Genomic DNA, 25996 nt, shown 5'->3' with positions numbered 1-25996 from the left:
CAATGTGAGTGGCTTATACCGCAATTCAATACCGTTTTAGACGCGACGTCGCCAGCCTAATGTTGCAAGTAACATCAAAGCCCAATAAGAAACACTGCCGCTACCTTCTGAGTTCTTGAATGTCGTTGTCTTCAAAGAAGCAACAACCGTCACGATAACTTCCCCCGTAGCAGTGGCACCATGACCGTCTGAAACCGTATATTGCAGCTTGATGCCGTCAGTAGGGCTATCCGGTGCTTGAAAACGGATTTTGCCATTCTCTACACTCGCACTTCCCACACCCGTTACGTTCTGTACGCTTTCTACAACCAGTTTATCGCCGTTCACATCCGAATCATTGCTCGCTGCATCAATCAGAATACTTTCACCAACGGCAACGGTCGCCGTATCTACGAGCGTAACTGGCACTGCGTTTTTCATGGTTAAATCGACGGTAGCACTGGACGTTTCATTACTAGGGTCAGTCACGGTTAAACGGAATGTCAGAACCTCACCCGCTTTTGCACCTTGAGGCACCGTAAAGCCTGTGCTAACACTGGTTGCATTGCCAAGAGAAACTGAAGTGCCAGCCAACTGCTCCCATTTATAACTCAACACATCACCATCAGCATCCGTACTATTTAACGCAGACAACGTGACTCGCTGCCCAACCGTCATGTCTTTACTACCAATATCAATCACAGCCACTGGCGCTTCGTTGCTGCCAAGCACTTCCACCTGCACATTCACGATTGAAGATGAGTACGCACCATCAACCGACAACAAACGATATTGGAAAGTGTCCAGACCAACGAAGTTAGCTTCAGGTTGGTACTGGTTACCAGAGATGGTGCCGTGCTCAGGCTTCTGCACAATGTCCACATTGAACTGATACCCTACCGCCATGAAATCATTGTCCATCAGGTTCAGTTTGATTGGCGTATTTTTATTGGTTTGTAACGAATCAGATTTCGCTTCAACCAAGTTGCTCGCATCCACATTTAATAATGCTGCAAACGGAATATAAGAGAACCCGGCTTTTTCTAGACCAAACGTGCCAATCTCACTGTAATCACCAGTCCACATTACAGGTAGGGAGGCTTTTTCAGTTTTTAGCAAGCGGCCGAAATCAAAGTTTGCATCAAATTGACCGCCTTCCAATTCAACGACCAATAAGTGCTGACCCGCACTCAATTGGCTTGATTGGGGGAATAAAATTCGAGATGACTTTTGGAAGTTACCTTGCTGTAAAAGCTCAGCGTTGTTTTGATTCAATATTAATCGATAGCCAATGTTTCCAGAAAATGGGAATCGCCAAACTCGATAAGTCATGTCACTTTGAGTGCTATCTCTTTGCGCATAAAGTTGAAGGCCATCAAGCTCTGTATCACTATTCAAGTCCAGTGACACCGCCAGAGTGTTACTCCCACTCGCGTACACATAACCTTGATGAAGAGAGTTCATCCATGCTGATTTATTTGGTTCGTTTGTATGCTCAAGAGAAAAGCTACCGCCGTTGGTGTTGCTGGCAATGTTGGAAATACGAACCCCAGTATCAAACCCTGTGATCGTTCTCAGACCCGGGGTCGATGTATCTGAAATGACATTGCCACCATTAGGGTATAAATCGTCAGCGTCACTCCTACCATCATTTTCTAACTCATTCAGACCATCAGCCTGCATGATTTGAACCTGCATCGCGCCAACATCATTAAAGCGGTTCTGGACATTGACCGACGTCGCCAGGATACCTTCAGCCGCCAATGCTCGGTCGTAACCGCTAAAGGTGCGATTTTCCAAGTAAACACGTGGGCCAAACTCTTTCAAGTACGGGTCGAGATACACCAGCTTGACATCGTCGTTGTTCACAGAAATAGGCGCTGGACTTTCATGAGTTACCGTTGGTACAACAAAACCAGCAGCGTGTTTGCTCCATGCACTCATGTTCACCGGAGTGTCACCAGCGTATGAATCTCCCGGTTTCTGCGCCCATGAACCGCCACCCATCACGCCCCAAGAGCCGATCGAGGCATCACTGTTCCTTGCGTACAAATCCGGTAAGCCAAGCATTAAGTGGCCAAGCTCGTGTACGATCACGCCCAAGGTCGCTTGATGATCAACTTGATAGTCAGCGAACACACAATAGTCTGTGATCTTTTTACCATCTAGTGTGACATCATCGTGAGAGAATTTGTGCGGCCAAATAGCAGGACGGTTGAGAACCCCTGTTGAACGATCGCCCCCCGCAAAAATAAACATGACAGAGAGTTCTGACGGTTCTACGGTACCATTTTGATTGCTGTCGTAGGCCGAAAGATTAAAGTATGGATCCAGTTTTTGATAAGCCTCGGTGAAAACCGCATTCAACTTGGCGGTGCATGTCTTATCAGTCGAACTAGAGTGACAGTTAGGGTGGCTTTGTGCCACAGTCACATCTATCACACCGTCATTGGCGGTGCCGTAACTCTCAAGTGCAGGAACAACTTTGAATTTACCTTGAGAGTTTTTATCAAAGTAATCCACAACGCTTTGACCATTGGTATTAAATACGCGTTGCTCAAAATCATGCACCATTGCTTGGTCATCAAACGAAACTTGCACAACCAATAGGGGCTGCTGCTTTACCGTTGAACTGCTCATCGCCTGGTAACCTTGCGCCGAACGCAGTAGGTTTTTTCGTGCCATCGGCTCAATGGTTTTTAGAGAAGATAATTGCGGTTTAACTTGTAAATCCGGGCGAAACTTCGCCGACTCAGGTGGCTCACTCGACTGCGTTTTCACCACACCTGTCGAGATCAATATTGGCGTGTCTGACTCGCGCTGAATCTGCGCGAAAAACCAAACGCCGTCTTCCTGAAGTAAGGCATTGCCCTGCTTATCTTCAAACCAGTGGAAATCTGCCGTTCCACGTAGAATTGCCTCACTGGAGCTACCATCGCTCAACGCAATAGTATGCCAAACCGGCGATGGCGGAGTAGTTGCCATGCTCTTCCCTGCAAGAAGCGCAGTTAGCATAGCCATGGCGAGTGTGTTGAATTTCAAAGTACGACTCCATCTTTTCGATTCGTTCATTCATACCAAGCACAACAAACACAAAGTAACCCTATGGGCATAGAGTAAGACTGAGTGACTATTGACGAAGGCTGGTATCAATTCGCTCAGATAACACGACGTAGTTTGGTGTCACACTACAAAAGCGTCGGATTCCAAAACGCTGTTACGAGCGTAGCTTCTGAGAATATAAATTGAGTGAATGAATAGTATCGAAACGAAAGGAAGAAGAAATGAACTTCTACGAATTTATAGGTAAAACTGGGCAACATTCCACATATTCTATAAATGTACGAGCACTGCTATTAATCAATGCTCGTAGTGGTCGCGCGGCCATTGTTTAACGCTATATTAACCTGTAATAACGGCGTCTTCTGGGTATTTGACCAAGGTAGGTTCAGGACGTGCCAACATGTAGGCAAGCGTGAGCGGCCCAATACGACCAATGATCATCACCACGATCATAATGTATTTACCAGGTTCAGAAAGTTCCGCAGTCAAACCGGCGGTGAGCCCCACTGTGGCAAATGCGGAAATGGTTTCAAACATAACTTTATCAAAGCTGGCCTTCTCGGTAAGCATCAATAAAAACATTGCGCTTGTCAGGATGGCTCCGCTCACAACGATAATTGCCAATGACTTAGTCACAGTTTGCCAATTTATGGTTCGCTTAAACATAACCACATGTTTCTTTTGGCGTAAAAAGGTCCACGTAGCCATAAACGCAACAGCAAATGTGGAAACTTTAATACCGCCCCCCGTTGAGGTGGAACCCGCTCCAATTAACATCAGAACAATCATGACCAGTAAGGCTGGCTGGGTAAACAGCGCCAAGTCAACACTATTAAACCCTGCCGTTCGAGCACTCGCAGATTGAAAGAATGCCGCCAACCATTGCCCTGTTGCAGGTAAAGACGCCATTGTGTTTGGGTTGCTTCGTTCAAGTAACCAAAACAGCATCGTTCCGACTAAGAGCAATATCGGTGTCGCAATCAGCATGATTTTGGTGTGAAGATGCCAAAAGTGGAAACCTTTGCGCCAGTTTAGCCAGATGTCACCCACAACAGTAAAACCAAGCCCGCCAAAAATGAATAGCCCCGCCAGTGTAAAGATAACCAACGGATCATTCACAAAGCTCATCATACTGTCAGAAAACAGCGCGAACCCAGCGTTGTTAAATGCAGAAATTGCATGAAACAAGGCGTAAAACATACCAGTCTGCCAGCCCATTTCAGGGACCCAGCGGATAGAGAGAAAAATAAACCCGATCGTTTCTGCAACAAGCGCGAAAACAACAATCCGCTTTACTAGTCGGTTTAGATTGACTTGCCGATCTTGCCCTAATGCTTCTTTCGCCAGCGCTTGTTGACGCAAACTCAAACGCACGCCGAACATATAGAGTAAGACCGCCGACAAAGTCATCTGCCCCAACCCACCGATTTGCATTAAAAACATCAGCAAGATTTTACCCGCAAGCGTAAAGTGTTGCCCAGTATCGACAACACCAAGCCCTGTCACACTAATAGCGGACGTTGCGGTAAACAAAGCATCCGTTATCGACAGGCCCGTAACAGAAAAAACTGGCAAGGTTAGCAATACCGCAGAAGGCAGTAAAACACCGAGAAAACTGAGCAATATAATTCGCGGTTCGTTGCCTTTCGCTTTCTCTTGTTTACCATCTGGTGCGTAAAAAACACCTTTCTGATGAAAATACGTCATAGCGATTTTAATTTATTTGCGAGCGCATCTTGAGGGCCGACCACAATAATTAGGTCACCAATTTCTAGTGTGGTATTAAGGTCAGGTGCCTTGGTAATTTCTGGGCCCCGTTTAAACCCTAGCACTTGCACGCCATCGACTTTGCACAGAGCCAAATCACTTAGTGTCTTACCCATCCAACGAGAGCCAATCACAAACTCCGTCATAGCTAAGCCACTGCCTAATGGGTGGAACTCAAGAACCCGTTTATCGAGCATTTTACGCGCGACACGTATTCCCATGTCACGCTCAGGCATGATAATGTGGTCTGCGCCAATTTTTTGCAGAACACGAGCTTGGAACCGGTCGTTGGCTTTAACCCATACTGACTTTACTCCCGCCTCTTTAGCTATCAATGTCGCAAGAATACTGGCATTGACATCCGCTCCGATGGCAATCATCACCATGTCGTAATCATCAAGTTTGAGCTCAGCAACCGTCTCTTCGTGAGTACAGTTAGCCACAACCGCCTGACTAACAAAACTGGCGGCTTCTTTAACTCTGTCTTCGTTGATGTCAACGGCTAAAACTTGAGCGCCTGAATCTTGTAACTCTTTACACACTGCCAAACCAAATCGGCCAAGACCAATAACGGCGAATTGCTTATCACCTGTTTTCATTTGTGCCCCATCTTATGCATTCATTAGCAAGCAAAAAAGTTTGCGCCCATTCCTTACCTTGTGCAAACCTGCGGACAGATAATTGACAAAAGCTTAACGCACCTTGATTCACTTTACGTGTTAAGCGTATGACACTGATTAACTTTTTTCCTCATTACCGAATAGAAACCGTCTCGATGGCTACATAATTGGATGCCTTAAAACGCAAAAAGCCGCAAGAATGCGGCTTTTAGATCATGGGATAAACTGGCTATTTTGATTCGCGCTTATCGTGCGGTTTACGTTTATTCTTAGGCACGTAATTTAAAATTGAAATTGGTACTGGCTTTCTTGGCGCAAAACCTTCAATTTCCACTCGCTCTAGCAAGTGCCCTAAACGACTTTCAATCATGCAGAGGTTCTTAAAGTCGTCTTTTGAAACCAGTGATATCGCCTCACCTTTCGCGCCAGCACGACCTGTACGACCAATACGATGTACATACTCATCAGCTGGGTAAGGTAAATCGTAGTTGATGACAACTGGCAGATTATCAATATCAATACCGCGAGCAGCAACGCCGGTTGCGACTAAGTACTGGATTTCACCCGCTTTAAACTTTTCTATTAATTCCTGGCGAACACGCTGATTACGGCCACTGTGGAATGCTTCTGCCACAATGCCACGTTTCTCAAGTTGGCTTACCAGTTTGGCTGCGCCGTGTTTAGTTTCAATAAATACCAGTACTTGCGACCAGTCATTTTCTTTAAGCAAGTGACTTAACAGCGACGACTTCATGTCTTTATCGACGGTCGTGATCCACTGTTTAATATTTGATTTTGAGGCACTGTGCTTTGCAATCGTGATCTCTTCAGGATCAATAATCGCATTTTTGGCCAAGTCACGAACAGGGTTAGATAACGTCGCTGAGAACAACAAACTTTGCACATGTTCTGGCATACAGTCGACGATTTTGTCGATCGCATCGATGAATCCCATATCCAACATTTTGTCGGCTTCATCAAGCACTAGCATTTCCACTTCATCAAAGTGAATCGCGCGTTGACCGTACAGATCAATCAAGCGCCCAGGCGTGCTTACCACAATATCGACACCCTCGATCAAGGCTTGTTTTTGTGGTGCATAATCCACACCACCAAACATCGCCATTGAGCGTAATGGTAAGTTTTTACCATAAGCTTCAATACTTTGATGAACCTGAAGCGCAAGTTCGCGTGTTGGCGTTAGGATAATCGCACGAGCGCGTTTTTTACGTTGCGTTTCGCCTCGACTAAGCTTTTCTAAGATTGGCAGAACAAAACTGGCCGTTTTACCTGTGCCCGTTTGCGCTGCTGCAATTAAATTGCGGCCACGCAATACGATTGGAATGGCTTTTTGTTGGATAGAAGTGGGTTTTTCATAACCTAGCGCTTTTACTGCATCAGCAATCGATGCGCTTAAACCAAGCTTAGAAAATGGCATAGAAAGGTCTCAACAGAGGAAATGGGCGCGTAGTGTATCAGAATCCCCGTGAAGTAACAGAAGGATTCATGCGCGAAAAACTAGGAACATGACACAATCTTAGCCCATGAAATTGGGCTGCAAACCTTTTTCTAATTTTTGCCTCACTTTGTAGGAAACATCATTAAGCGTGATTTTCCCCGTTTTGTGGCGGTCGATACCTGCATTCTGTCGATAGGCAATTGAGCCTTGTCTGAACAAAACGAAAGACGGCGGTTTACCAATCGCAGCAGGGTAGAGAATGGCCATGTAAGCATCTTCTAAGCTATTAATTTTATTTCGATAGGGCCAATAGTACGCTTTCACATAGTCAAGTTGTTCAAGCGCGCTCATTCTCGCAAGAGTCTTTGTGTTCACTCCTAATGACTCTGCGGTAGAGGGCATAAATTGAATTAACCCTGTAGCCCCGCTTCCGGAACCATTTTTGATGCTTGGACTGAAAGTTTCAGCAGTTTCAAATGCCATGCACGCCATAAGATGATTAGGATTGATCTTTAGCTCTTTACTAATACGGATGACTTTAGATTTGAACTCTGGAGAAACTTTCCCTCCCCACGCGACCGCGTTCTCGGGATCTGCAATCGAAGAGACCGTTGATGCGTCATGTTCTTCGACAATTTTAGAAAGTAGAGGAAGCGTTTGGCGTAGTCGATGGCTCGAACTCACCAAGCGAATTGATTTGGTAAGAAACTTGTCTTTTTTTTGATGTAGTTTTTGGAACTTTACTAACTTATACAGTTGCTTATAAACCGTTTTCACAACGAAGCCGGATGTAGGGAACACTCCCAGAATGTAATCCATTTCCTACAAATTTAATATAAATATCAGCAACAGGAATTCTAGATGTGATCAATGTCACCATAAAAATTCTCAAATTCGATACACACCGATGTAAGTGGTCAATGTGTCTCCAACACGCTAGAAGTAAAAGTAAAGAGGCATTAAAAAGGTCTTACCAATTTTTTGGTAAGACCTGGGCTTACTGATTCTCGGATAAGCGAATGTATATTCTTACAGTTCAGCTTCCCGAACCAGTTCTGCAAGCGTCGACAAACGCTGCTCACTTTGTTTTACGTAAGGATTATTCGTATCCCAAGCATATCCAGCCAAAATCGCACTAATCATCTGTTTAATACGTGGGTTCGGGTTTTGATAGAAAATCACATCTTGCAACGTGCCGTTGTACCAGCCTTCCACATAAGTGCGGAATGTGTTCACTCCCACCATTAAGCGTTGCGAGTACTCTTCTTGCCAATCAACCTTTTCACCATTCAGCTGACGAACCACGCAGTCCGCTGCAAACTCTGCCGATTTCATGGCGATAGTGACACCCGATGAAAATACAGGATCAAGAAACTCACCTGCATTACCAAGCAACGCGTAGTGCTCTGTCGCTAAACGTTTGACGTTAGCAGAATAGCCACCCAACTCGCCTGCTGGATTCGGGTAATTCGCATTTCTCAACAAAGAAGCCAAACCCGGCTCTTCATTGGCTAACTGCTGCAACGCTGCAATCTTATCTTCTGGGTATTGTTCGAAAAATTCTGGCTCACCCACCACACCAAACGAACAAGTACCATTAGAGAATGGGATTAGCCAGTACCATACGTCGTGATTTTCAGGATGAACTGAAATTAAAATTTTGTTGCGATCGTATTCCGGCTCTTGGGGAGAGATATGATCTTCGATATGGGTAAAGATCGCTTTTCTAGGCGGAAGACAAGAAGGTTCTTCTAGCTCCAACAAGCGTGGCAAAACACGCCCAAAGCCACTGGCATCCAACACAAAATCTGCTTCGATTTGATAAGCCTTCTTATTTGAGTCGAGCACTTCTAATCGAGACTTTTTCCCTTCAAACACTAGATTGAGCAGTTCATGCTGATAGCGAATCTCTACGCCTTGCTCTTCAGCGCTATCTGCCAATACTTTATCAAAGTTGGCACGTTGAACCTGAAACGTCGTGCCCGGTCCTGGTGTGTATTTGTTTGTAAAGTCGAACTGGGTGTATACGCCATTACGACGAAATGCAGCACCATCTTTATACTGGAAACCAAACTGCTTTACTGCATGAGTCATTCCTGCTTGTTCAACAACTTCCATACATGCAGGGAGTAGGCTTTCTCCTATGGAAAAACGTGGAAAAGTCGCTTTTTCTAAGACAACAACATCTATGCCACGCGATTTTAATAAGGCAGAAACGGTTGAACCTGATGGCCCCGCTCCTACGACAACAACTTGCTTGAGCTCTGTTTTCATTCTGAATTTAGTTTGCTTGTAGTTTTAATAAGGTATGACCAAGGCCAATATTGTCGGTTCTTTCAACGACAGATAAACCTGCCGCTTCGACAATTTCTAAGAAATCATCACTGCGATAAAAGCGACTATTACCGTTAGCTAAACAGGTAAAATAAAGAGAAGTGGCATTAAGGCTATAGGAAGCTCCCGCGTATTTTTGAGCATCCCAAAACAGCTCCAATACGTAAATAGTATCTCCCTTCGTTAACTGGGCTTTAACTTTTTTAAGGATATTGAGGATCTCAATTGGGGAAAAGCAATCCAAGAACTGGCTCATCCACCATACGTCAGCATGCTCAGGCAATGTTTGTGCTTTATCCAGCATGTTTGCAGGGTATGGACGTACACGCTCGACGAACTGGTTTTCTGAAACATTCTTCATCGCTACTTCTAATTGCTGCGGTAAATCAACAATCGTCACTTGAACGTCAGGGTCATGTTTACAACACTGAATCGCCCATTTTCCCGTATTTCCGCCAATATCCACAAGATGCTTTGGCTTGCTTGCAAATACCTCTTTAAGCAGAAGTGGGAACGAGCGATCCGAATAGAAATGATCGAACTTAAACCAGCTCTGTTTGGCTTGTTCTGGTAACGTCGATAGACCTTGATAAATGGTCTCCCAATTACCCAACTCTTTCAAACCTGACGGTTTACCTTCTTGAATTGCTTCCGTCAAATGCATCATCGCGGCGTAACAAACATCTGCCGTAAAATCCATGTTTGCATTCGTCATACCATCATGAAGAAGGTAAAAACCAAGGTTTGCAAGCGAATAGTTAGGTCGTTCCCATAAAACAATATGCGCACTAATCGCCATATCCAACAGTACTTTAACACCATATTCTGATACTCCCGTTTTCTCGGCAATATCTGTGGCACTCATGCCTTGTGCGCCAGCGCTGTCTAAAGCGGCTAAAATACCTAAATCTCGAAGCGTTTTGGCGGTCTGGAACACGATTGGTGCAAAAGATAACTTCTGAGCTTCTGTCTTCGCTTCAAAAGCATTAAAAGGGTCATTATTTTGATTTAACACGGAAAAACCTAACTGCAATTAATAGTTTTATTGTTGAGATTGATTGCCCAACAATGCAATAGCTCGCTGAATATCAACATTCAAGTTGTTTACCCAACGATTGTAATTGCGGTGGATTTTGCCATCACTTGCTTTGAGATTTACTGAGTTGAGATAAATAATTGAGTAATATTTATTATTGTATGGGATTTTTACTTCTGCAGAGTGTTTACGAACGTGGATTTTTGCAATAAGAACACCAGGGCTTACTTCTTCGATCGTCCAGCCTCGGTTAGTTGCTGATTGCACTATGGCCATTTTTACTTGTTTATTTTGAAGATCATAAGCAACTGGAGTATCCTCCACATTCATTACAGGTTGTACTCGTCCACAACCAACAAGAAGCAAAGTTAATAATAACGAGACATACAGCTTAAAACGCGACATGATAATTTCCTTTTTATTGTGAATTTGGGTCAACCCCAATTTGTATCGAGCTGTAAAATAAACAATTTAACCCAATATGCCAAACTCGAAGATCAACATTTCGTTCAATATTGATGCGTGGACAGCGAATTCATTCGGTTTATCCGAATCCAATGAATGGAAACAATGGGCAACAGAGATAAAATGGCCAGAAGATGGCAAAATCAATGTTGCAAATATTCCTGCGATGATGCGCAGAAGAATGAGCCCACTCAGTAAACTGGCGGTACAAACTGCAATCGAAATGCTTAATCAACATCAAGTTGATTACCTTGTATTTTCAAGCCGTCATGGTGAACTGCATCGCAGCGTCGCACTAGTTGAAGATATAATTAATGGAGAAGAGGCGTCTCCGATGGCTTTTTCTCAATCGGTGCACAATACCGCCGCAGGGCTTGCCACTATCGCAACTAAACAACCCATTCCCCTAACTTCTATCGCTGCGGCAGAAAACACATTCCAAAGCGCAATATTAGAAGCATGGCTGTTTTTGTCCGACAATCCTGACAAAAAATTACTGCTTGTTGATTTTGATGAGCCTATGCCTGACTCTTATTTAGAATATGAAAACCAACAATACCAAGGGTTTGGACTTGGCTTAATACTTTCTCATGGAGACAAGTTCGCGATACAAAGCTCCATAAACGCAGAACGTTCCGGTCATCCTCTTCCTCAAGGTTTAGTATTTTTGCAACAATACTTGTTAGATAAAAGCCAGTGGACTATTTTCGCTCCGCAACAAGCTTGGGAATGGCACAAAAAATGACTCGCTTAAATCAGTATTGGCGTGTGCTAGCAACAGGCTTTTGTTTTTCAGTATTTGGGTTAGGTGGTTTAGTACTGAGCTTCATTGTTATTCCGACCATTCGTATTTTTGTTTCAGACCAAACGGAACGCGAATATAAAGTTCAAGGTGCGATTCGATATTCATTCAACACATTTTGTAAATTGATGAAGTTGAGTGGCGCAATCGATTATCAAATTATTGGGGCCGATATTCTTCAACAAGATCGTAATTGTTTAATTGTTGCCAACCACCCTAGTTTAATCGATTACGTTCTCATTGCTTCACAATTAAATCGCTGCGACTGTTTAGTAAAATCGGCAATATGGTCGAATCCTTTTATGAAGCACATCGTAAAAGCAGCCGGATATATTCCCAATGAAGCACCGGATGATTTATTAGCACTTTGTGATGAACGATTTAACAAAGGCAACGTGTTGCTTATATTTCCTGAAGGAACAAGAACAACACCAGGTGTAGAGCCGAAATTACAACGCGGTGCAGCACAAATTGCGGTAAGAACAGAACGAGATTTAAGAGTTGTCCATATTACGGTAACGCCAAGTTTCCTCACAAAAGAGAAAAAATGGTATCAAGTACCGGCAACAAAGCCCTTTTTCAGGGTTGAAGTTAAGGATAAAGTTGAGATTACCCCCTTTATAAAGCAAACTACGTCGCCGACAATAGCGGCGCGACGCTTACAACAGCACCTAGCTGAAAACATTTTTCCAGAAAACTTTTATTAATAAGCAGGTCCCAGTGGAACAGTTACACAACGACATTAAGCAACTTATTATTGATGCTTTAAACCTTGAAGATTTAACCGTAGATGATATTGAAACGGATGCACCACTTTTTGGTGATGGACTTGGCTTAGATTCTATCGACGCGCTTGAGCTTGGACTCGCAATAAAAAAACAATACAACATCGTTATTGATGCCGACGACTCAAATACGCGCGAACACTTTGCGTCTGTAGCAAATCTAGCGAAATACGTTTCTTCTCAAACTAATGAATAAGTTGTAGGTATATTCATGACTGATGTAAATAAAGATCAAGTATTTGAACAAGTTAAAGATGCGCTTGTTGAGCTGTTCGAAATTGATGCAGCCGACATTCAATCAGATGCGCACTTATACCAAGATCTCGATCTTGATAGCATTGACGCCGTTGATTTGGTCGTACACCTACAGAATGTCACTGGCAAAAAAATCAAGCCGGCAGAATTTAGTACAGTAAGAACCGTCGACGATGTGGTTAACGCTGTTACTGAGTTATTGAAGGAAAGTTAATGCGCCAATTGCTGACTGGTCTGTCTGCAATTGTACTGTTTGCCTACCCCTTCGCCGTCTATTTCGGTATAGATAAATTTGGCTTGAACTTAGTTGGGGGCTTGTTAATTGCTGCGTTACTTTTGCGTGTTTTCGTCGCAAATAAGACCCCACTAAAAGAGTTTAAGTTCTTGGCGCTCGTTACGGGCGCTGTTGGCATTGTCCTAATTACGCTTGGCATGGTGTTTAAACAACATGGGTGGCTTCAGTTTTACCCTGTCGTTGTCAATGTATGTATGCTGTGTGTATTTGGACTGAGCTTAAAACAGCCGCAATCGATCATAGAGAGGCTTGCTCGCTTGCAAGAACCCGACCTTCCGGCTAGTGGCGTGACTTACACTCGCAAAGTGACGATGGTTTGGTGCGCCTTTTTTACGCTCAACGCTGCTGTTGCACTCTATACCTGTTTCCTACCAGTAAAAATATGGACGCTTTATAACGGCCTCATCAGCTACTTACTTGCTGGTGGCTTGTTCGCTGGAGAATGGATCGTGCGTCAATTTGTTCGAAAGGAACACTAATCGTATGAATACAACGTATTCGAGCTTTACCTCCCTAGCGACCTTGTTCATCGCAGAGAGGTCTGAGCAATCCCCAGTCTCTTACGAGCGCGACACGGTTATCACGTGGGGTGATTTCCAGCAGCACGTCGCAACACTTGCTCAGCAGTTAGAAACCCAACCAACGCAAAACATTGCGTTGTGTTTTGGCAACAGCTACCTGTTTGCCGTTGGCTTTTTTGCTTGTTGTTATGCAGGAAAATCCATTGTATTACCTGGTAATTACCAACTAGAAGCACTCAAAGAGCTCAGTGAGCACTACGATTTGTTGCTGCATGATGCCGATGTCTCGGTTCCAGAATTGGTGAGCTCGCTTTTGATCGAAGCTCAATCATTGCTAGAAACCACCGTGATTAACGAGCCAGAGGCCAAACAACCTTATTTTTGGCGTGAATTAAACCTGGCAGAAATACCAGTAACGCTATTTACTTCGGGTTCAAGCGGCACACCAAAAGCCATTGCAAAAACGCTGAAACAGCTCGATATCGAAGTTTCTATTCTAGATAACCTATGGGGCGACACGGTTGCCAGCACACGCGTTGAAAGCACCGTTTCTCATCAACACATTTACGGCTTGCTGTTCCGCGTATTGTGGCCTTTGTGCTCCGCACGTCCATTTTCAGCACACAACCTTGAGTTCCCAGAGCAAATTGTCCATCACGCTGATGCTGACACCACGCTAGTAAGCAGCCCTGCGTTACTAAAACGACTCAGTGAAGAGCACAATCCGGTTGCGATTCGGTGCGTATTTTCTTCTGGTGGTCCCTTGCCAAACCAAGCCGCGCAGCACAGCCAGTTGTTGTTTGGGTCACTTCCTATTGAAGTTTTTGGCAGCACAGAAACCGGCGGCATCGCTTACCGTCAGCAGCACGAAGCCAGTACTCCCTGGACGTTATTCCCTGGTATTGAAGCCGAGCTTAACCATGAAAATTGTTTAAAGCTCCGCTCGCCACACATTGATGAAAACACTTGGTACCAAACTGCGGATGAATGCTATTTCCATGATAGTATTTCTTTTGAATTGCGTGGACGCACTGACCGAATCGTCAAAGTCGAAGAAAAGCGTATTTCCCTTGTCGAAGTGGAAAAACGTTTAGAGCAATTGCCGTGGGTTCAAGAAAGCGTGGTGATCCCAATGGAAGAATCTGGTCGCCTCACGTTAGTCTCGATCATCGTACTTAACGATCAAGGCAGCGATGTGCTTAATGAACTTGGTAAAGGCAAATTTTGGCTTGAGCTTCGCAAGGCACTGCGCAATTGGCTAGAACCGATCGCTATCCCGAGAAAATTCCGAGTGGTCGACGAAATTCCATTGAACAGCCAAGGCAAACGCCAAGTTGCTGAAATTGAAAAACTATTCCAATAAAGCTAGTAACATGGAAAAAAGAAAACCAACTATTCAGAATATTGAAGTGAGTGACCATACCGCGGAGCTGTCGCTGCGAGTGGATGCTGACATCTTAGATTTCCAAGGTCATTTCAATCACTTCCCTCTTTTACCCGGCGTCACTCAAATTGATTGGGCGTTGTTCTACGCCGTTCAATATTTGAATACTCCCAAGGTATTTAAAGGAATGGAAGTCATCAAATTTCAAGAGCCGATTCTGCCAAACGCCGACGTTTGCCTCTCACTCTCTTGGGACAATGAGCGTGAGAAATTGACCTTTAAGTACACATCGAAAAACGGTGAAACCTTGGTGACTCACTCGTCAGGAAAAATGAAACTGGGTGAGTCACGTGAGTGATTATCGCCCCTGCTTTTTAATTCCTTGCTACAACCACGGCAGCACAATTGCAGACGTGGTTGCGTCGTTATCCTCTTTCGCTTTGCCAGTGCTGGTCGTGGACGACGGCAGCAATGAAGACACCAAACAAGCGCTTTCTGCTTTGAGTGAACAAGGGCTGATAAAACTGATTAGTTTGAGCGAAAACCAAGGCAAAGGTGGCGCGGTGATGGCAGGCCTACATCAAGCTCACCAACTTGGTTTTACGCACACCATTCAAATCGACGCAGATGGTCAGCACGACCTAGAAGCATTGCCGAAATTGCTCAGCGCCAGCGAAACAAAACCAGATAACCTGATTTCGGGCCAACCGATATACGACGAGAGCGTACCTAAAGCCCGTTTGTATGGTCGCTACGCTACGCACATTTGGGTGTGGATAGAAACCTTGTCACTATCTATCAAAGACAGCATGTGCGGTTTTCGCGCCTACCCAGTGGCGAAAACGGTCGCCGTGTTGAACAAGTACAGCATCGGCAAACGCATGGATTTTGATATCGAAATTCTAGTGCGAATGTACTGGGAAGGCGTCGACATTGATTTTGTTCCAACGCGCGTGATCTACCCTGAAGGTGGCATTTCCCACTTCGACGCATTGTGGGATAACGTCAAGATAAGCTGGATGCACACTCGCCTATTTTTTGGCATGTTGCCGCGCATTCCTTCGCTACTCGCCAGAAAGCGCCAAAACACAGATGACAGTAATGCCCACTGGTCGAAACGAAAAGAACAAGGCACGATTTTAGGCATCAAAACCTTACTCGCGGTTTACCGCTTGTTCGGCAGAAAAGCGTTTGACCTGATTTTAAAATTAGTCATGCGCTACTACCACTTCACGGGTAAATCTGCCCGTGAAGCGTCTGAGATTTACCTGCAAAACTTGCAGTACTACGCAACGCAGCAGAGCATCGCACTACCAAAACAGTTGGACAGCTATCATCATCTGCTTTCTTTTGGGCGAACCATGCTCGACAAACTGGCAGCATGGCAAGGTGACTTTAACGTCGATAACCTAACCATTCACGGCCAGCATCATTTCGAAGAGATGGCGCAGAAAAAACAAGGCGTGCTCATTTTAGGCTCGCACCTTGGCAATATCGAACTCTGCCGTGCGCTTGGTCGTCGACACTCTCATGTCAAAATCAATGCCTTGGTATTTACCCAACACGCTGAACAATTTAATGCGGTAATGAAGGCGGTAAACCCAAATTCGGAACTGAATCTGATTCAAGTCAGCTCAATGGGACCAGACACCGCGATTCTGCTTCAACAAAAAATCGAGCAAGGCGAATGGGTGGTGATCGTTGGCGATCGCACTTCCACCAGCAAAGAAAATCGTGTCGTTTGGGCAGATTTTCTTGGTAAACCTGCACCATTCCCGCAAGGCCCATTCATGCTAGCCTCGGTATTAAAAGCGCCGGTTTACTTACTCTTCGGCCTACGCGACGATGAAGCGAACACTCCGCATTTTAATGTGTACTTTGAACACTTTAGTGACCAAGTCACGCTACCACGCAAGGAGCGTCAGCAGGCACTAGAACGCGTTGTTCAACAGTACGCACAAAGATTAGAACACCACACACTGCAAGCGCCGTTACAGTGGTACAACTTTTTTAACTTCTGGACTTTAAGTAATCAGCCACATGACAAACAACAATAATCACAACATCACTTTTGGTGCCCAATCTTTAACCATCGAAGATGTCGTTGCCATTGCTCAAGGTGCAAAGGCACACATGAACACCTCGCCAGAATTTACCGCGAAAATTGATCGTGGCGTGGCGTTTCTGGAACGATTACTGAAGGAAGAAGGCGTTATTTACGGCGTGACCACGGGTTACGGCGATTCATGTACTGTGGCGATTCCACCCGCTCTTGTGGATGAACTTCCGTTGCACCTTACACGCTTCCATGGTTGTGGCTTAGGTCAAATCCTTTCTCATGAGCAAGCTCGTGCGGTGCTGGCAACACGTTTATGTTCATTGTCGCAAGGCGTATCTGGCGTGTCTCACGATCTGTTGAACCAAATCGTTACGCTTATCAACCACGACATTGCGCCGCGTATTCCACAAGAGGGCTCGGTGGGCGCAAGTGGCGATTTAACGCCTCTGTCTTACCTAGCGGCGACCTTAATTGGCGAACGTGAAGTGCTTTACAAAGGTGATGTGCGACCAACACAAGAAGTGTTTGCAGAGCTGGGCATTGAGCCAATTCGCCTAAAACCAAAAGAAGGTTTGGCGTTAATGAACGGTACATCCGTGATGACGGCCCTCGCCTGTCTTGCCTACAAACGTGCAGAATACCTAGCGCAGCTTTGCACCAAGATTACCGCGATGGTCTCTGTGGGTATGCAAGGTAATGACTTCCACTTTGATGAAGCGTTGTTTGCGGTAAAACCTCATCCTGGTCAACAGCAAGTTGCGGCTTGGCTGCGTGATGATCTCAATGCTGAGCGTCCGCCACGCAATAGCGACCGACTGCAAGATCGTTACTCGCTGCGTTGTGCGCCACACGTCATTGGCATGGTGCAAGACTCACTGCCTTGGCTACGTCAATTGATTGAGAATGAACTAAATAGTGCCAACGACAATCCAATCATCGATGGCGACAATGAGCGCGTTCTGCACGGCGGTCACTTCTACGGTGGTCATATCGCAATGGCGATGGATACGTTGAAAGTGAACATTGCCAACTTAGCTGATTTGCTGGATCGTCAGATGGCGCAACTGATGGATTACAAGTTCAATAACGGCCTGCCGTTTAACTTAACCGGTGCAGAAGGCGAGCGTAAACCGATCAACCACGGCTTTAAAGCGGTTCAGATTGGTATCTCAGCTTGGACGGCTGAAGCGTTGAAAAACACCATGCCAGCGAGCGTTTTTTCTCGCTCAACCGAATGTCACAACCAAGACAAAGTGAGCATGGGCACCATTGCGGCTCGTGACTGCCTACGCGTACTTGAGTTAACAGAGCAAGTTGCTGCGGCTTCACTCCTAGCAAGCGTTCAAGCGGTTGAGATTCGTCGTCGTCATAACGAATTGGACGAACACCACATGAGTCAGAGTTTGCGAGTAATTCGTGACGCCGTGCTGAGCGAGTTTGAGTTTGTGATTGAAGATCGCCCATTGGAACAAGATTTGCGTCATTTCATTGAACGCATTCAGCAACGTCATTGGCCACTCTACGCGGAGGTATAATGCAAGAGCAGGTTCTCTACCCATTAGAAGCGGAGGTGACTATGGTCACCTCATTCCAAGATGCTGACCCGATGGGCGTGATATATCACGGCAACTTCTTTCGGTATTTTGAAGAAGCGCGTCGTGTGCTGATGGAGAAGATCCAATACAGCTATCGCGATATGCAAGACTCTGGGTATATGTGGCCGATCATCGACACGCGCGTTAAATACGTCAAGGCGATTCCGTTTAATCACACCATTCGCATTACCGCGCAACTCACGGAGTGGGAAAACCGCTTGCGTGTGGATTACGTGATTTACGACGCCGAAACGAATCAACGTATGTGCAAAGCGCATACAACGCAAGTCGCCGTATCCATTGAAAAGCAAGAGATGTGCTTTGTTTCTCCAGCAGTCTTTTTAGATAAAGTAGAGCAATGGCACAACCATGGGAGCCTGAACTAATGCAAAAGTGGTTACTCTCTTTTTTGTTGATATTTTCTGTTCCAGCACTGGCCACACCGACAGCAAACGTAACGGATTTGGCGTCGCTTCAACAGCAGTTGTCTCAGCATGAAATCGTACGCGGAGATTTTACGCAGCAGCGTCATCTGGAAATGTTCAGTCAACCTCTAACCTCTAAAGGTCAGTTCACACTGAGCAAAACACATGGCTTGTTGTGGCAACAAACAGAACCTTTCGCAGTCAATTTGGTATTGACGGAAAACAAACTTCGTCAGACTTTTGCCAACCAAGATCCGAAAACGATCTCTGCACAAGAAAACCCAATGGCGTTCTACTTTAGCCATGTGTTTTTATCCGTGTTCCACGGGGATACTTCTGCACTGCAAGAACAATTCACACTCGATTTTTCAGTTGAGAACAATCAATGGCAGCTCGTTTTAGTGCCAAAACAGTCGCCATTAAATGCGGTGTTTCAATCCATCACTCTTTCCGGTAAAACGCACATTGATCGCCTAACCCTACAAGAGCTGCGCGGCGATAAGACCGAAATCACGTTTACAAACCAGACCTCTCTACCTCAGGAACTCACGGATGCCGAAGACGCTCAATTCCGTTTCTAAACTCAGTCTTGGCACTCATACCCTTGCTCTGGTTTGGCTCAATCTCGTTGTTTTAGCGGGCGCGTTGCTACTCAAACAGTGGGTTTGGAGTGCAGAATCTCCGATTGAGACCAACATTTTAAAACTGTTGCCGAAGAACCAACAAAACCCAGTGGCTGAGCAAGCCTTTGAGTCGGTCTCGGCAAGTATGAGCGACAAAGTCATTTTCGTGATCACAGCGCCGGACAAAAATGCCCTTTTTGCAGCGGCCACTGAATTTGATAAGGGGTTACGACAAAGTAATCATTTTCGCGATGTGGTGGGAAAAATCTCACCTCAAGAGCAGCAAGCTTGGGCGAGTTACTACTTTAAGCACCGTTTCCAATTGCTGACGCCTGAACAACGAGAGCGTTTAAGCAAAAATCCAGAACAGCAAGTGCAGCATGTGATTCAATCTCTGTACAACCCCTTTTCTGGAGTGACTGGGCAAGAGTTACAAAATGATCCTTTCTTGCTATTTCGTGATTATTTAAGCCAAGTTACCCAGCAATCGTCCTCTTTCCGATTGGATAACGGCTATCTGTCCGTCGAAAAAGACGGTGCTCAATACTTGCTTATTACTGCTGAGCTAAAAGACTCGCCTTATAGCCTAACTGGGCAGCTTGCCGTCCCTGACATTCAAGCGCTAGAGCAAAGCGTCGCGCAGAAATATGGCGCTAAAGTGGCACATACTGGCGTTCTATTTTACGCCGACTTTGGTACGCAAAGTGCCAAATCGGAGATCAGTACCATCGGTGTGTTCTCTCTGCTCGGTATCATTGCATTGTTCGTGTTGGTCTTTCGTAGTGTGATGCCACTGTCTCTGGCACTGCTTTCCATCACCATTGGTTTGCTCGTTGCTTTGTCCGTTACGACGTGGATTTTTGGAAAAGTCCATCTGTTCAGTTTAGTGTTTGGCGCAAGTTTAATCGGCGTGTCTATCGACTACGCATTCCACTACCTAACCGAACGTCTTGCGGCGGGAAATGAATGGGATAGCGAGCAAGGATTAAAGCATATTTTCATAGCTATCACACTTGGCTTAATCACCAGTTTGATCGGCTATTTGGGCATGTTAGTGGCACCGTTTCCAGGTTTGCAGCAGCTTGCGCTGTTTTCATCCATTGGTCTGATTGCTGCTTACATCACCGTGGTGGCTTGGTATCCGATACTGGCTCGTAACCCATCGCGCTCCATTTCGACTTTACCGGGACAATCATTGTTGGCGAAATGGTTAACGCTTTGGAATCAACCTCGAATTAAAGTCGGATTACCGATGTTATGTGTGGTTGCGAGTGGCATTTTCTTGCTGCAATTGAACTACGATGACGACATTCGTCTGCTGCAAACGATGCCGAAAGATCTCAAGCAGCAAGAAACCTTGATTACGACGCTCAGTGGCATGCAATCTTCGCAGCAAATGTTGGTCGTTACCGCCGACGATGACGAAAACCTAATGAAAAAGCTGGAGTCTTTAACGCCAACATTAGAAGCGTGGAAAGCGGACAGCACCATCGAAAGCTACCAGAGTCTGAGTCGCTACTTGAGCTCAGTGGAGCGTCAGCAACAAGACTATCAATTGATTCGCGATCTTTACGCGACACAATCCAGCCCACTCGCATCCGGACTGCGCTTAAATAAAAAGCCGAAAATGGACGCCGATTTTATCCCTGTCACGGTTGATCAGTACTTGCAAAACCCAGTATCAGCGCCTGTGCGTTTTCTCCATTTGGGTAAAATTAAAGGAAAATCGGCAACGGTAGTGGTGTTAAACCAATTGCAAGACTCCGCCGTTGTTAAGTCTTTTGCCAAATCGCAGCCTGACGTTGTCTACCTAAACAAAGCAGAAGAAATTTCCGCCCTATTTGGTGAATACCGAATCAAAATCATGGAGCTGTTGGCAGCCGCCAGTACTGTGATCTTTCTGGTGTTAATCAAGCGGTACGGTCTGCAACACAGTTGGCGAGTTTTACTGCCATCATTGATTGCTTGTGCGTGCGGTCTGGCAACTGCTGTCGCGATGGGAACAACATTAAACCTGTTCAACTTGCTTGGCTTGGTGCTCATTCTTGGTATCGGAATCGATTACACTCTGTTCTTTGCCGAGAAAGCCCGCAGCGTGAGCACACTATTGGCGATCACCCTTTCGGCAATAACCACTGTGCTGTCATTTGGGTTGCTGTCACTCAGCCAAACTCACGCGATTCACAGTTTCGGCATTACGGTGTTAAGTGGTATTTTTGTCGCTTGGCTGCTCTCTCCGATTGCAATTAAAACAAAGGAAACGACGTCATGATTTTCAATCACGCCTTTCGCTGCGCGACGTTATTCGCACTGAGCCTGTTTTTAAGTGCATGCAGCTTGGTCCCTCACCAATCGACGCCTCAGGTCGACATTGCCGAGCACACCCAAGTTAGCTTACCCACTCCCGCAAGCTTGGGCTATCAGTTGTCTGCCAGTCAGTTAATTACGGCTTCTTGGGCAATAGATGGTAAAACAACATCTGAGCAACTTCCGGTACAACTGCAAGTGACCAACAACGAAGTGGTGCTGGCAGGCTTCTCATCCTGGGGGACAAGAGTACTCTCACTGTCTTACGATGGAGAACAAATTCAAACCGAAGTGCTCAATGGTTTACAAGGTTCGCTACCGCAGCCAGAACAGGTATTATTTAACCTGATGATCACGCTCTGGCCGAGTTCCGCTTGGGAAGGATCGTTAAATGAGGTAAGGTGGCGAATTATTGATAAAAATAATTCTCGCGCCATCTTTGATAGCGACGGTGAAAAGATCATTGAGATTCAATACAGCTCTTCTAACAAGTTAGAGGGTAAGATTGATTTTCATCACCTCAAACATCAGTTTTCAATTTCTATTCAAACACTGCAACATCAGATTAATTAAGAACAATTTAGAATAACAATATGCCTATTCGCTCTTCTCAACCTTTGTATATTCAGGCCTGTGGCTTTCACTCTGCCATGGGACAAGATGATGCGCTCATCCACCAGTGTTTATCGGGAGCGAAGCCATCCAACATGGTGGTTGACCAAGATATTTTAAATTCAGGCCGCCAAACAGTAATCGGTCGAATTGCACAGACGTTACCGCAATTACCACCCGCACTCAGCCAGTTTGATACGAGAAACAACCGCCTCGCACTTTCGGCTTTGCAGCAAATCGAAGGCGACGTGCGTGACGCCATTGCTAAATATAGTCGTGACCGTATCGCGGTCGTGATCGGCACCAGCACATCTGGCATTTCAGATGGCGAAATCGCATTTGGTGAAAAGCTGGCAAACGGTAATTTTCCTGTCGACTACCATTACACCAAACAAGAGCTTGGAAACTGCAGCGATTTTATTGCCGCCTACTTTGATTTGAGCGGCCCACATTACTCAGTTTCAACCGCCTGTTCTTCTAGTGGTCGTGTCTTTTTAACCGCGCAACGCCTGATTCGCTCTGGCATTGTTGATGCGGTCATTGTGGGTGGTGTGGATAGCATTTGTCGCCTCACACTAAACGGCTTTAACGGTTTAGAAGCTCTATCCGATACTCTTTGCAAACCGTTTGACCAACACCGTAACGGCATCAATATCGGCGAAGCCGCAGCATTAATGTTGCTAAGCAAAACACCTGCGCCCGTTGCTCTTCTCGGAGCTGGCGACAGCTCAGACGCACACCATATTTCCGCACCACATCCAGAAGGGTTAGGCGCAGAAGAAGCGATGAAAAAAGCGTTGGCCAATGCAGGACTTACAGCGCAAGACATTGGTTACATCAACGCGCATGGCACAGCAACGCCGTTAAACGATGCGATGGAAAGCAAAGCCATTCATCGCTGCTTTGGTGACTCCGTTCCCGTCAGCTCGACAAAGCCACTTACCGGACACACATTAGGCGCAGCAAGTGCAACGGAAGCCGCGATCGCTTGGCATATTCTCAAGTACAACCTTGATTTGCCAATACAGCACTGCGAAACCAAAGCAGACGATATCCATATATCGTTAGTTGAGACGCCAACCAAACTCGGTAACAAAGCGATTCTCAGCAACTCTTTTGCTTTTGGTGGCAATAATATTAGTCTTATTTTTGGTTACGCTCATGACTAAACTTCCTCCCATCGAACAACTTTTGCCACACGACAAACCAATGATCTTGGTCGATCGTGCTTTGGATGTTCAACAAGATACGATTCACTGCCAGGTTGATATCGCAGAACACAACCCGTTCTTCGACTCGGCCTCTCAAACTGTGCCAGCTTACGTTGGCATTGAGTTTATGGCGCAATCTGTCGCGGCGTGGTCTGGTTACCACGCATTAATGAAAGAACAAGCGCCACCGATTGGCTTTTTACTTGGTAGCCGTCGATACACGTCTGAATGCGATACGTTTTCTCGCGGACAGGTGCTCGATGTGTATGCTGAAAAAGTTATGGAAGATAACGGTATGGCGGTTTTTTCAGCCCGTATTGAGCTACAAGGAACTGTTGTAGCGACTTGCCAATTGAACGTTTACGTTCCATCAGAAGAAAAATTACAAGAAATGAAAATCAGGAGTCAACAATGACCCGACAAGTCCTCGTTACAGGTGCCAGCAAAGGCATCGGTAAAGCCATTGCCGTTCAATTAGCCAAAGATGGTTTCCAAGTCATTGTCCATTACATGGGCGATCAACAAGGCGCGCAAGACACCCTAAACACCATCGAACAGCATGGTGGTAGCGGTCGTCTTATCCAATTCGACATCAGTGACCGTGCAGATTGTCGTGAGAAGCTAGAAGCCGATATCGCCGAACACGGCGCTTACTATGGCGTAGTAAGCAACGCTGGCATCACAAAAGATACCGCTTTCCCTGCGATGACCGAAGAAGAATGGGATGGTGTGATTCATACCAACTTAGACAGCTTCTACAACGTTCTTCACCCTTGTGTTATGCCAATGGTGCAAAAACGCAAAGGCGGCCGAATTGTTACGCTTGCATCAGTCTCTGGCCTAATGGGTAATCGTGGTCAAACTAACTACAGCGCAGCGAAAGCGGGCGTAATTGGTGCAACAAAATCACTCGCGCTTGAACTGGCAAAACGCAAAATCACCGTCAACTGCGTTGCTCCAGGGCTTATCGACACAGGCATGGTAGACGAACACGTGAAAGAACACGCAATGCCGCAAATTCCTTTGCGCCGCATGGGAGAGCCAGAAGAAGTTGCTGGTTTAGTCAGTTACCTTATGTCTGACATCGCAGGCTATGTAACTCGCCAAGTCATTTCGGTAAACGGAGGCCTAGTATGAGCCGTCGAGTTGTTGTAACCGGAATGTCGGGCGTGACTGCGTTTGGTAACGATTGGCAATCTGTCGAGCCAAAACTGCGTGACCGCCAGAACGCCACGCAATACATGCCTTCTTACGAACAGTATGATGGCTTGAACACCAAGCTCGCGGCACCAATTTTAGATTTTGAACTGCCAAAGCACTACAAGCGCAAGCAAGTACGCGGCATGGGGCGTGTTTCCAAATTAGCGACCGTCGCAACAGAAAACGCACTGAGCCAAGCAGGTTTGATTGGTAACGACGTACTCACCAATGGTCAAACGGGTATCGCATACGGCTCATCAACAGGCAGTACTGACGCAATCGGCGCATTTGGTGTCATGCTGAATGAGAAAACCACTAAAGCGATCACCGCAACGACTTACGTGCAAATGATGCCGCATACCACGGCAGTGAACGTTGGTCTATTTTTCGGTTTGAAAGGCCGAGTGATCCCAACCAGCAGTGCATGTACCTCTGGCAGCCAAGCAATCGGCTACGCCTACGAAGCGATCAAGCACGGCTACCAAACGGTCATGGTTGCTGGTGGCGCTGAAGAATTGTGCCCAACGGAATCCGCGGTCTTCGATACCCTTTTTGCCACCAGTCTGAAGAATGAAGACCCGAAAAGCACACCAAGACCTTATGACTCCGATCGCGATGGTTTGGTGATTGGTGAAGGTGCGGGAACGCTAGTTCTGGAAGAGTACGAACACGCCGTCGCTCGTGGCGCGAAAATCTATGCAGAAATCATCGGTTTTGCCAGCAACTGTGATGCCGCACACGTCACTCAACCACAGATGGAAACCATGCAAATCTGTATGGAAATGGCTTTGCAAAACGCGGGGATTCCTGCTGAGAAGATCGACTATGTATCTGCTCACGGCACTGCCACCGACCGCGGCGATATTGCGGAAAGCAACGCAACAGCGAATGCTCTGGGCAAAGTGCCAATCAGTTCACTCAAGAGCTACTTTGGCCACACACTCGGCGCGTGTGGCGCAATTGAAGCGTGGCTAGGTTTAGAAATGATGCACACAGGTTGGTTTAACCCAACGCTCAACCTAGAAAACCTCGACGAGCAATGTGGCGATTTAGACTACATCGCCGGACAAGGCCGAGAGCTGGACGTGAAATATTTGATGAGTAACAACTTCGCCTTTGGCGGCATCAACACCTCCATCATCTTTAAAAAGATGTAATGCCCTTAATAAATGCAAAAGCGCTGGTTAACCAGCGCTTTT

General features: G+C 45.9%; 25 protein-coding genes. 17 read left to right on the top strand and 8 right to left on the bottom strand.

Annotated elements, in window-relative coordinates; all coding sequences use genetic code 11:
• Positions 1-36: 36 nt before the first annotated feature.
• The 8 genes from KJB35_RS09845 to KJB35_RS09810 form a co-directional block, all read right to left on the bottom strand.
• Positions 37-3021, bottom strand: a complete 2985-nt coding sequence (locus KJB35_RS09845; protein ID WP_268206485.1) for a M6 family metalloprotease domain-containing protein — start codon at positions 3019-3021, stop codon at positions 37-39.
• Between the two features lie 360 nt (positions 3022-3381).
• Positions 3382-4749 carry a TrkH family potassium uptake protein gene (locus tag KJB35_RS09840; RefSeq protein ID WP_213870639.1) on the bottom strand — a complete coding sequence of 456 codons (1368 nt, stop codon included), beginning with the start codon at positions 4747-4749 and terminating at the stop codon, positions 3382-3384.
• Complete coding sequence (locus KJB35_RS09835) at positions 4746-5408, bottom strand: TrkA family potassium uptake protein (RefSeq protein WP_005388291.1); 663 nt, start codon at positions 5406-5408, stop codon at positions 4746-4748. Before KJB35_RS09835 ends, KJB35_RS09840 begins: the two co-directional genes overlap by 4 nt.
• A 250-nt stretch (positions 5409-5658) precedes the next feature.
• Positions 5659-6867: a DEAD/DEAH box helicase gene (locus tag KJB35_RS09830; RefSeq protein ID WP_005382264.1), complete on the bottom strand. Its 1209-nt coding sequence runs from the start codon at positions 6865-6867 to the stop codon at positions 5659-5661.
• A 99-nt stretch (positions 6868-6966) separates the two neighbouring features.
• Positions 6967-7707, bottom strand: coding sequence for a transglycosylase SLT domain-containing protein (locus KJB35_RS09825; RefSeq protein ID WP_080276914.1), 741 nt, complete (start codon positions 7705-7707; stop codon positions 6967-6969).
• A gap of 210 nt (positions 7708-7917) precedes the next feature.
• Positions 7918-9162 carry an NAD(P)/FAD-dependent oxidoreductase gene (locus KJB35_RS09820; RefSeq protein WP_005388294.1) on the bottom strand — a complete coding sequence of 415 codons (1245 nt, stop codon included), beginning with the start codon at positions 9160-9162 and terminating at the stop codon, positions 7918-7920.
• A gap of 7 nt (positions 9163-9169) precedes the next feature.
• Positions 9170-10237 (bottom strand): class I SAM-dependent methyltransferase, encoded by a 1068-nt coding sequence (locus tag KJB35_RS09815; protein WP_053307501.1) that lies wholly within the window; start codon positions 10235-10237, stop codon positions 9170-9172.
• A 27-nt stretch (positions 10238-10264) separates the two neighbouring features.
• Positions 10265-10663: a hypothetical protein gene (locus KJB35_RS09810; RefSeq protein ID WP_005382272.1), complete on the bottom strand. Its 399-nt coding sequence runs from the start codon at positions 10661-10663 to the stop codon at positions 10265-10267.
• A gap of 76 nt (positions 10664-10739) precedes the next feature.
• Between KJB35_RS09810 and KJB35_RS09805 the strand changes: the two genes are divergently transcribed.
• From KJB35_RS09805 to KJB35_RS09725, 17 genes are read left to right on the top strand one after another with little or no spacing between them, the layout of a single operon-like run.
• A complete protein-coding gene (locus KJB35_RS09805; protein WP_213908046.1) occupies positions 10740-11468 on the top strand; it encodes a beta-ketoacyl synthase chain length factor in 729 nt (242 codons plus the stop codon).
• Positions 11465-12232, top strand: coding sequence for a 1-acyl-sn-glycerol-3-phosphate acyltransferase (locus KJB35_RS09800; protein WP_005388305.1), 768 nt, complete (start codon positions 11465-11467; stop codon positions 12230-12232). Before KJB35_RS09805 ends, KJB35_RS09800 begins: the two co-directional genes overlap by 4 nt.
• Before the next feature lie 13 nt (positions 12233-12245).
• The gene (locus KJB35_RS09795; RefSeq protein ID WP_005382278.1) at positions 12246-12506 is read left to right on the top strand and encodes a phosphopantetheine-binding protein; all 261 of its coding nucleotides are present in this window, start codon (positions 12246-12248) and stop codon (positions 12504-12506) included.
• Positions 12507-12521: 15 nt separating this feature from the next.
• Positions 12522-12779 (top strand): acyl carrier protein, encoded by a 258-nt coding sequence (locus KJB35_RS09790; protein ID WP_025766966.1) that lies wholly within the window; start codon positions 12522-12524, stop codon positions 12777-12779.
• The gene (locus tag KJB35_RS09785; RefSeq protein WP_132936505.1) at positions 12779-13339 is read left to right on the top strand and encodes a hypothetical protein; all 561 of its coding nucleotides are present in this window, start codon (positions 12779-12781) and stop codon (positions 13337-13339) included. Before KJB35_RS09790 ends, KJB35_RS09785 begins: the two co-directional genes overlap by 1 nt.
• Positions 13340-13343: 4 nt before the next feature.
• Positions 13344-14744, top strand: a complete 1401-nt coding sequence (locus tag KJB35_RS09780) for an AMP-binding protein (RefSeq protein ID WP_213908047.1) — start codon at positions 13344-13346, stop codon at positions 14742-14744.
• A 10-nt stretch (positions 14745-14754) separates the two neighbouring features.
• Positions 14755-15123, top strand: a complete 369-nt coding sequence (locus KJB35_RS09775; RefSeq protein ID WP_047102874.1) for a 3-hydroxyacyl-ACP dehydratase — start codon at positions 14755-14757, stop codon at positions 15121-15123.
• Complete coding sequence (locus KJB35_RS09770; RefSeq protein WP_213908048.1) at positions 15116-16822, top strand: glycosyltransferase; 1707 nt, start codon at positions 15116-15118, stop codon at positions 16820-16822. Before KJB35_RS09775 ends, KJB35_RS09770 begins: the two co-directional genes overlap by 8 nt.
• Complete coding sequence (gene hutH, locus KJB35_RS09765) at positions 16806-18359, top strand: histidine ammonia-lyase (RefSeq protein WP_047102876.1); 1554 nt, start codon at positions 16806-16808, stop codon at positions 18357-18359. The genes KJB35_RS09770 and hutH overlap by 17 nt, the downstream gene beginning before the upstream one ends.
• On the top strand, positions 18359-18805 hold the full coding sequence (locus tag KJB35_RS09760) for a thioesterase family protein (RefSeq protein ID WP_005388315.1): 447 nt from the start codon (positions 18359-18361) through the stop codon (positions 18803-18805). The genes hutH and KJB35_RS09760 overlap by 1 nt, the downstream gene beginning before the upstream one ends.
• A complete protein-coding gene (locus KJB35_RS09755; protein ID WP_158157447.1) occupies positions 18805-19425 on the top strand; it encodes an outer membrane lipoprotein carrier protein LolA in 621 nt (206 codons plus the stop codon). The genes KJB35_RS09760 and KJB35_RS09755 overlap by 1 nt, the downstream gene beginning before the upstream one ends.
• Positions 19397-21739 (top strand): MMPL family transporter, encoded by a 2343-nt coding sequence (locus KJB35_RS09750; RefSeq protein ID WP_158157343.1) that lies wholly within the window; start codon positions 19397-19399, stop codon positions 21737-21739. Before KJB35_RS09755 ends, KJB35_RS09750 begins: the two co-directional genes overlap by 29 nt.
• Complete coding sequence (locus tag KJB35_RS09745) at positions 21736-22347, top strand: DUF3261 domain-containing protein (protein WP_054575211.1); 612 nt, start codon at positions 21736-21738, stop codon at positions 22345-22347. Before KJB35_RS09750 ends, KJB35_RS09745 begins: the two co-directional genes overlap by 4 nt.
• Positions 22348-22367: 20 nt before the next feature.
• Positions 22368-23555 (top strand): beta-ketoacyl-[acyl-carrier-protein] synthase family protein, encoded by a 1188-nt coding sequence (locus KJB35_RS09740; protein WP_158157341.1) that lies wholly within the window; start codon positions 22368-22370, stop codon positions 23553-23555.
• The gene (locus KJB35_RS09735; RefSeq protein WP_017634799.1) at positions 23548-24012 is read left to right on the top strand and encodes a hotdog family protein; all 465 of its coding nucleotides are present in this window, start codon (positions 23548-23550) and stop codon (positions 24010-24012) included. The genes KJB35_RS09740 and KJB35_RS09735 overlap by 8 nt, the downstream gene beginning before the upstream one ends.
• The gene (fabG, locus tag KJB35_RS09730) at positions 24009-24734 is read left to right on the top strand and encodes a 3-oxoacyl-ACP reductase FabG (protein ID WP_285356920.1); all 726 of its coding nucleotides are present in this window, start codon (positions 24009-24011) and stop codon (positions 24732-24734) included. Before KJB35_RS09735 ends, fabG begins: the two co-directional genes overlap by 4 nt.
• Entirely contained in the window at positions 24731-25954 is a 1224-nt protein-coding gene (locus KJB35_RS09725) for a beta-ketoacyl-ACP synthase (protein WP_285356923.1), read from the top strand. Before fabG ends, KJB35_RS09725 begins: the two co-directional genes overlap by 4 nt.
• Positions 25955-25996: the final 42 nt, after the last annotated feature.

Source organism: Vibrio sp. D431a, assembly GCF_030248655.1.
Lineage (GTDB): Bacteria > Pseudomonadota > Gammaproteobacteria > Enterobacterales > Vibrionaceae > Vibrio > Vibrio alginolyticus.
This window is presented reverse-complemented; position numbering and strand designations above follow the sequence as displayed.